Below are 6,492 nucleotides of genomic sequence, written 5' to 3'. Positions count from 1 at the left end.
TATCGATGCCGCCCGCCTTTGCATATGCGGAAAGGTTGACCGACCGGCCCGAAGCGCCGTAAACCTGTAGCGGCGCACACGCAACAACATGGTTTATAGCGATACTTTCAGAATAATTACTTTGCTAAACTGGCGCCGGTTCTTGCCAAGGAGATCACAAATGAAGGTTAAAAAAGCTGCGCTGCTGCTCGCGACTCTCGGACTGTTTACGGTTGGCGCGCATGCGCAAGACGCTGGTACGCTGAAAAAGATCAAGGACACGGGTGTCATTTCGCTGGGTCATCGCGAATCGTCGATCCCGTTTTCGTATTACGACGACAAGCAGAACGTCATCGGTTACTCACAGGAATTCGCCCTGAAAGTGGTGGAGGCGGTGAAGCAGAAGCTGAACATGCCGAACCTGAAGGTGAAGCTCACGCCGGTCACGTCGCAAAACCGTATTCCGCTGGTGCAAAACGGCACCGTCGACATGGAATGCGGCTCGACCACCAACAATGCTGAACGTCAGCAACAGGCTGCCTTCTCGAACACGATCTTCGTGATCGGCACGCGCCTGATGACCAAGAAAGACTCCGGCATCAAGGACTGGGCGGACCTGAAGGGCAAGACGGTCGTCACGACCGCCGGCACCACGTCCGAGCGCCTGCTTCGCAAGATGAACCAGGACAAGAGCATGGGCATGAACATCATCAGCGCGAAGGACCACGGCGAGTCGTTCCTGACGCTCTCCACGGGCCGCGCCGCTGCCTTCATGATGGACGACGCACTGCTCGCGGGCGAACGCGCGAAGTCGAACAACCCGGGCGATTTCGTGATCGTCGGCACGCCGCAATCGCATGAAGCCTACGGCTGCATGATTCGCAAGAACGATCCGGAATTCAAGAAGGTGGTCGACGATGCGATCGCCAAGGTCGAAACTTCGGGCGAAGCCGATCAGATCTACAAGAAGTGGTTCGAATCGCCGATTCCGCCGAAGGGCCTGAACCTGAACTTCCCGGAAAGCGACGACATCAAGGCGCTCTACAAGAGCCCGAATGACAAGGCAATCGATTAAACCTTAGCTGTTTTTTTGAAACGCCGAACGAAACGGAAGGGGCCACGCGCTTCTTCCGTTTCTTTTTGCTGGAGTCTTGGTCATGTCATATCACTGGAACTGGGGCATTCTGCTGAGTCCCGTCTCCACCGGCGAGCCGACCACGTATCTGGGCTGGCTGCTGTCGGGCTTCTGGGTGACGATTACGGTATCGCTGTCGGCGTGGGTGATCGCGCTGATCGTCGGTTCGTTGTTCGGCGTGCTGCGCACGGTGCCGAACAAATGGGCCTCGGGCATCGGCACGGTCTATGTCGCGATTTTCCGTAACATCCCGCTGATCGTGCAGTTCTTCATCTGGTATCTCGTGATACCGGAGTTGCTGCCTCCTTCAATGGGCAACTGGTTCAAGCAACTGCCGCCGAGCGCGCAGTTTTTCTCGTCGTCGATCATCTGTCTCGGGCTTTTCACGGCCGCGCGCGTGTGCGAGCAGGTGCGCTCGGGTATCAACGCGTTGCCGCGCGGCCAGCGCGCCGCGGGCCTGGCCATGGGCTTCACGCAATGGCAGACGTATCGCTATGTGCTGCTGCCGGTCGCGTACCGGATCATCGTGCCGCCGCTTACGTCCGAGTTTCTGAATATCTTCAAGAACTCGGCGGTGGCGTCGACGATCGGTCTGCTCGATCTGTCCGCTCAGGCGCGACAACTGGTCGACTACACGTCGCAGACGTATGAGTCGTTCATTGCGGTCACGCTGGCGTACATGCTGATCAATCTGGTCGTGATGCAACTGATGCGCTGGGTCGAAGCCAAGACCCGGTTGCCCGGCTATATCGGAGGCAAGTAATGCACCATTTCGACTGGAGCGGTATTCCGGGCGCAATGCCTACGCTGTGGACCGGCGCCATCGTCACCCTCAAGATCACGCTGATCGCAATCGTGTTCGGCATCGTCTGGGGCACGGTTCTCGCCATGTTGCGGCTGTCGTCGTTCAAACCCTTCGAGTGGTTCGCGAAGGGCTACGTGACGATCTTCCGTTCGATCCCGCTGGTGATGGTGCTGCTGTGGTTCTTCCTGATCGTGCCGCAAGTGCTGCAAAACGTGCTCGGTTTGTCGCCGGATATCGACATTCGCCTCGCGTCGGCCATGGTCGCTTTCTCGCTGTTCGAGGCGGCGTACTATTCGGAGATCATCCGCGCCGGCATTCAGTCGGTGCCGCGCGGGCAGGTCAACGCGGCGTTCGCGCTCGGCATGAGCTACTCGCAGGCCATGCGTCTGATCGTGCTGCCGCAGGCGTTCCGCGCAATGGTGCCGCTGCTGCTCACGCAGGGTATCGTACTGTTTCAGGATACGTCGCTCGTCTACGTGATCAGCCTCGCCGACTTCTTCCGCACGGCCACGAATATTGGCGACCGTGACGGTACGAATGTCGAGATGGTACTGTTCGCGGGCGCGTGTTATTTCGTGATCTGTGTGGTCGCGTCGAGCCTCGTCAAAGGTCTTCAGAAAAAGGTCGCAAGATGATCTCTATCAAGAATGTTTCGAAGTGGTACGGCCAGTTTCAAGTGCTGACCGACTGCACGACGGAAGTCAAAAAGGGTGAAGTGGTGGTGGTGTGCGGGCCGTCGGGCTCGGGCAAGTCCACGCTGATCAAAACCGTCAACGGCCTCGAGCCGTTCCAGAAGGGCGAGATCGTCATCAACGGGCAGTCGCTCACCGACAAGAAAACCAATCTGTCGAAGCTGCGTGCCAAGGTCGGCATGGTGTTCCAGCACTTCGAGCTGTTCCCGCATCTGTCGATCGTGCAGAACCTCACGCTCGCCCAGGTGAAGGTGCTCGGCCGCTCGAACGACGAAGCCACGGCGAAAGGGCTGAAGCTGCTCGATCGCGTCGGCCTGCGTGCGCATGCGGACAAGTTTCCTGGCCAGTTGTCGGGCGGTCAGCAGCAGCGCGTGGCGATTGCGCGCGCGTTGTCGATGGACCCGATCGCCATGCTGTTCGACGAGCCGACCTCGGCGCTCGATCCGGAAATGATCAACGAAGTGCTCGACGTGATGGTCGAACTCGCTCAGGAAGGCATGACCATGATGTGCGTGACGCACGAAATGGGCTTCGCGAAGAAGGTCGCGCACCGCGTGATCTTCATGGACAAGGGCTTGATCGTGGAAGACGACCGCAAGGAAGACTTCTTCGCCAATCCGAAGTCGGATCGCGCGAAGGACTTTCTGGCGAAGATTCTGCACTGAGTTTGTTCCAGGGCGGCGCCGTTCAGACGGCGTCGCGCGGGCAGAAAAAAGCCGCTTCGGAAGAAGCGGCTTTTTCGTTTCTGGCGATTCGATTCGAGCGAATGCTCGCGTGATTCAATGACTCAGGATTCGAACGCAGCGGCGTCGTCTGCCGCTTCGAGGTCGACCTCGGCTTCTGCGTCGGGTAACGCTTCAATCGATGCCGCGATCGTGGTCGCCGAAGCCGACGCATCCAAAGCCGGATTGCGCAGCTTTTCCAGCACCGAAGCCGGCACCGGCACATTGACGCGCCCGATCACGTCGCCATGCTGGAACATCATCAGGTCGCCCGGCTCGAAGGCGGTCCAGACTTCGTTGTCGGTGAGGGGCTTGGTGGCGATCACCGCGACGCGGTCTTCGGGCGTCGTGTATTTGGCGAAATCGATCGACACGTCCGCGTCGACCAGATGCGCGGTGGAAAACGGCCAGCGCCGCACGATGTAATGCAGATGCGTGGAGCAATGCGCGAACAGCGCCTGGCCATTCGACATCAGGAAATTGAACACGCCGAACTGCGTGATTTCGCGCGTGAGGGTTTCGAGCGCGGCAAACAGTTCGTCGAGCGGCGGCTGTTGCGCGCCGGGAAAAGCCTTGCGCAAGCCTTCGAGCAGCGCGCAGAAAGCGAGCTCGCTGTCGGTCGTGCCGACCGGCTGATACACGCCCGTCAGTACCGGCGAATAATCCTTGAGGTCGCCGTTGTGCGCGAAGATCCAGTGGCGTCCCCACAGTTCGCGCATGAACGGGTGGCAGTTTTCCAGCAGGATGTGCCCTTGCGTCGCCTTGCGAATATGCGCGATCGTGTTCTTCGATTTGATCGGGTAGCGCTTGACCATCTCGGCGATCGGCGAGGTGGCCGACGATTGATGGTCGATGAACAGGCGGCAGGCTTTGTCTTCAAAGAAGGCGATGCCCCAGCCGTCGGCGTGGTGATCGGTGACGCCGCCGCGCGCCGCAAAGCCGGTGAACGAGAACGTGACGTCCGTTGGCGCGGCGCAGTTCATTCCGAGAAGTTGGCACATGTTGCGGGTAAGCCTGTGAACGGGGCGAGCCGTTACAATGATGATTTTCCAAGCATATCACCGAGCCAGAAACGCCAAATAGCAAAATTGACGTGTGTTTATGCCGCAACGTTGCGGTTTGACCGCATAGATTGGCTTTTGTCGTCGAATCTCGTCCCCCGCCGCCATGACCGCTTCCAACGCTTCTCTCGACTCCATCACGCTCGCCCGCCCGGACGACTGGCACCTGCACGTCCGCGACGGCGCGATGCTAGCCGCCGTGTTGCCGGACACCGCGCGCCAGTTCGGCCGCGCGATCATCATGCCGAACCTGAAGCCGCCGGTCACGACCACCGCGATGGCGCAGGCGTATCGCGAGCGGATCGTCGCCGCGATTCCCGCAGGCGCAAAATTCGAACCGCTGATGACGCTGTACCTGACCGACAACACGCCGCCCGACGAAATCCGCCGCGCGCGAGAAAGCGGCTTCGTGCATGGTGTGAAGCTGTATCCGGCGGGCGCGACGACCAACTCGGACGCGGGCGTCACCGACATCATGGAGTGCGCCAAGACGCTCGAGGTGATGCAGGAGTTGGGCATGCCGCTGCTCGTCCACGGCGAGGTGACGGATTCGTCGATCGATCTGTTCGATCGCGAGAAAGTGTTCATCGACCGGGTCATGACGCCGCTGCGCCGCGCGTTTCCGGCGCTGAAGGTAGTGTTCGAGCACATCACCACGAAAGATGCAGTCGACTATATCCGCGAGGCCGGCGTGGCGCCGGAACTGCTGGGTGCGACGATCACGGCGCATCACCTGCTGTACAACCGCAACGCGATTTTCCAGGGTGGCATTCGGCCGCATTACTACTGCCTGCCGGTGTTGAAGCGCGAGACGCATCGCGTGGCGCTGGTCGAGGCGGCGACCTCGGGCAATCCGCGCTTCTTCCTCGGCACGGACAGCGCGCCGCATCCGAAGGGGCTGAAAGAGCACGCGTGCGGCTGCGCGGGTTGCTACACGGCGCTGCACGCTTTGGAACTCTATACGGAAGCGTTCGACAAGGCCGACGCACTGGACAAGCTCGAAGGCTTCGCGAGCTTTTTCGGCGCCGATTTTTATGGCCTGCCGCGTAGTGCGGACAAGGTCACGCTGCGTCGTGAGGAATGGACTCTGCCGGCCGAACTGCCGGTCGGCGATACGCCGGTCGTGCCGTTGCGCGGCGGCGAGTCGATCGGCTGGCGCCTGGTTTAAGGCATCAGCAAGATGCAGGCGTATGAGGCGGAGCTGCCGGGCTTCGCTGCAATCGACTGGTCGAAGCCGTGGTTCGCGCCGTTCGCCCAACGCGGCAAGCGCTGGCAGCAAGCTGCGCTGACGAGCTATGAGGCGTTGCTCGCCGCAATGAACGCCGACGCCGGCGAGATGCGGCAGATCACCGGCCGCGGCCAGCGCCTTGCGTTCATCGCGCAGGACGATCTGCCGCCCGGCGCGGCGTACGAAGCGCATATCGCGTCGACCGGCTGCGTGCCGACGCGCCACAATCTGCACGACTTCTTCAATGCATCGATGTGGTTCGCCTTTCCACGCATCAAGGCGGCGTTGAACGCGCGGCAGTCGGCCGCCATTGATGTGTTGGGCATCGGTCCGACCCGCGGCGGCGTGCGCGATACGCTGACCTTGTTCGACGAGAACGCGCTGCTGTTCCCTTGCGCGGATCCCGCTTTGAGCGCGGCTTTGCGTGGCTTCGACTGGCACGCGCTGCTGGTGGCTCGGCGCGAAGCATGGGGCGCGAGTTGTGAGGTGCGCTGCTTCGGTCATGCGTTGATGGAAAAGCTGATCGCGCCGTTCAAGGCCTGCACGGGGCACGCGTGGATCGTCGATGTGCCCGCCGCGTATTTTGAGTGGGACGCTGTGAAGCGGGATGCGTGGCTGGACGAATCCGTCGCCGCCGCGCTGCTCAACACCGATGCGCTGACGAGCCGCATGTTCGCGCCGTTGCCCGTGCTGGGCATTCCGGGTTGGTGGCAGGAGAACGACTCGCCCGCGTTTTACGACGACACTTCCGTGTTTCGCACAGGACGGCGCGCGCGTTGAGCGCGCTGAGCTGCGTTCCAAGATCCCTTGGTCGTTCGGCTATTTGAACGGTAGATCCGGCTTGCAGCGCCCGCAGGTGTTAAAATCCGC

General features: G+C 61.0%; 7 protein-coding genes. 6 read left to right on the top strand and 1 reads right to left on the bottom strand.

Going from position 1 to position 6,492, the window contains the following annotated elements; all coding sequences use genetic code 11:
• Positions 1–160 precede the first annotated feature (160 nt).
• The 4 genes from P0D80_RS26840 to P0D80_RS26825 all read left to right on the top strand — a co-directional run bounded on the left by P0D80_RS26840 (position 161) and on the right by P0D80_RS26825 (position 3,276).
• Positions 161–1,054, top strand: coding sequence for a glutamate/aspartate ABC transporter substrate-binding protein (locus tag P0D80_RS26840; protein WP_132373111.1), 894 nt, complete (start codon positions 161–163; stop codon positions 1,052–1,054).
• A gap of 82 nt (positions 1,055–1,136) precedes the next feature.
• Positions 1,137–1,877: an amino acid ABC transporter permease gene (locus tag P0D80_RS26835; protein WP_132373113.1), complete on the top strand. Its 741-nt coding sequence runs from the start codon at positions 1,137–1,139 to the stop codon at positions 1,875–1,877.
• On the top strand, positions 1,877–2,554 hold the full coding sequence (gene gltK, locus P0D80_RS26830) for a glutamate/aspartate ABC transporter permease GltK (protein WP_408181128.1): 678 nt from the start codon (positions 1,877–1,879) through the stop codon (positions 2,552–2,554). The genes P0D80_RS26835 and gltK overlap by 1 nt, the downstream gene beginning before the upstream one ends.
• On the top strand, positions 2,551–3,276 hold the full coding sequence (locus P0D80_RS26825) for an amino acid ABC transporter ATP-binding protein (protein ID WP_012434314.1): 726 nt from the start codon (positions 2,551–2,553) through the stop codon (positions 3,274–3,276). The genes gltK and P0D80_RS26825 overlap by 4 nt, the downstream gene beginning before the upstream one ends.
• Positions 3,277–3,398: 122 nt before the next feature.
• Here the strand turns inward: P0D80_RS26825 and P0D80_RS26820 are convergent, their stop codons facing one another.
• A complete protein-coding gene (locus P0D80_RS26820; protein ID WP_408181127.1) occupies positions 3,399–4,334 on the bottom strand; it encodes a class II glutamine amidotransferase in 936 nt (311 codons plus the stop codon).
• A 166-nt stretch (positions 4,335–4,500) separates the two neighbouring features.
• Here P0D80_RS26820 and pyrC point away from each other — a divergent pair, with 166 nt between their 5' ends.
• A complete protein-coding gene (gene pyrC / locus P0D80_RS26815; protein ID WP_408287815.1) occupies positions 4,501–5,562 on the top strand; it encodes a dihydroorotase in 1,062 nt (353 codons plus the stop codon).
• Positions 5,563–5,574: 12 nt separating this feature from the next.
• Positions 5,575–6,402, top strand: a complete 828-nt coding sequence (locus P0D80_RS26810) for a DUF3025 domain-containing protein (protein ID WP_408181125.1) — start codon at positions 5,575–5,577, stop codon at positions 6,400–6,402.
• Positions 6,403–6,492: the final 90 nt, after the last annotated feature.

Source organism: Paraburkholderia sp. RL17-373-BIF-A (assembly GCF_046030175.1).
In the GTDB taxonomy this organism is placed as follows: domain Bacteria; phylum Pseudomonadota; class Gammaproteobacteria; order Burkholderiales; family Burkholderiaceae; genus Paraburkholderia.
The sequence above is the reverse complement of the archived record's forward strand: the minus strand, read 5'-3'. Positions and strand labels throughout refer to the sequence as shown.

Bases quoted from the DNA above. Each gene is read 5' to 3' on its own strand.
- P0D80_RS26840 (WP_132373111.1), top strand. From the start codon at position 161: ATGAAGGTTAAAAAAGCTGCGCTGCTGCTCGCGACTCTCGGACTGTTT.
- P0D80_RS26835 (WP_132373113.1), top strand. From the start codon at position 1,137: ATGTCATATCACTGGAACTGGGGCATTCTGCTGAGTCCCGTCTCCACC.
- gltK (WP_408181128.1), top strand. From the start codon at position 1,877: ATGCACCATTTCGACTGGAGCGGTATTCCGGGCGCAATGCCTACGCTG.
- P0D80_RS26825 (WP_012434314.1), top strand. From the start codon at position 2,551: ATGATCTCTATCAAGAATGTTTCGAAGTGGTACGGCCAGTTTCAAGTG.
- P0D80_RS26820 (WP_408181127.1), bottom strand. From the start codon at position 4,334: ATGTGCCAACTTCTCGGAATGAACTGCGCCGCGCCAACGGACGTCACG.
- pyrC (WP_408287815.1), top strand. From the start codon at position 4,501: ATGACCGCTTCCAACGCTTCTCTCGACTCCATCACGCTCGCCCGCCCG.
- P0D80_RS26810 (WP_408181125.1), top strand. From the start codon at position 5,575: ATGCAGGCGTATGAGGCGGAGCTGCCGGGCTTCGCTGCAATCGACTGG.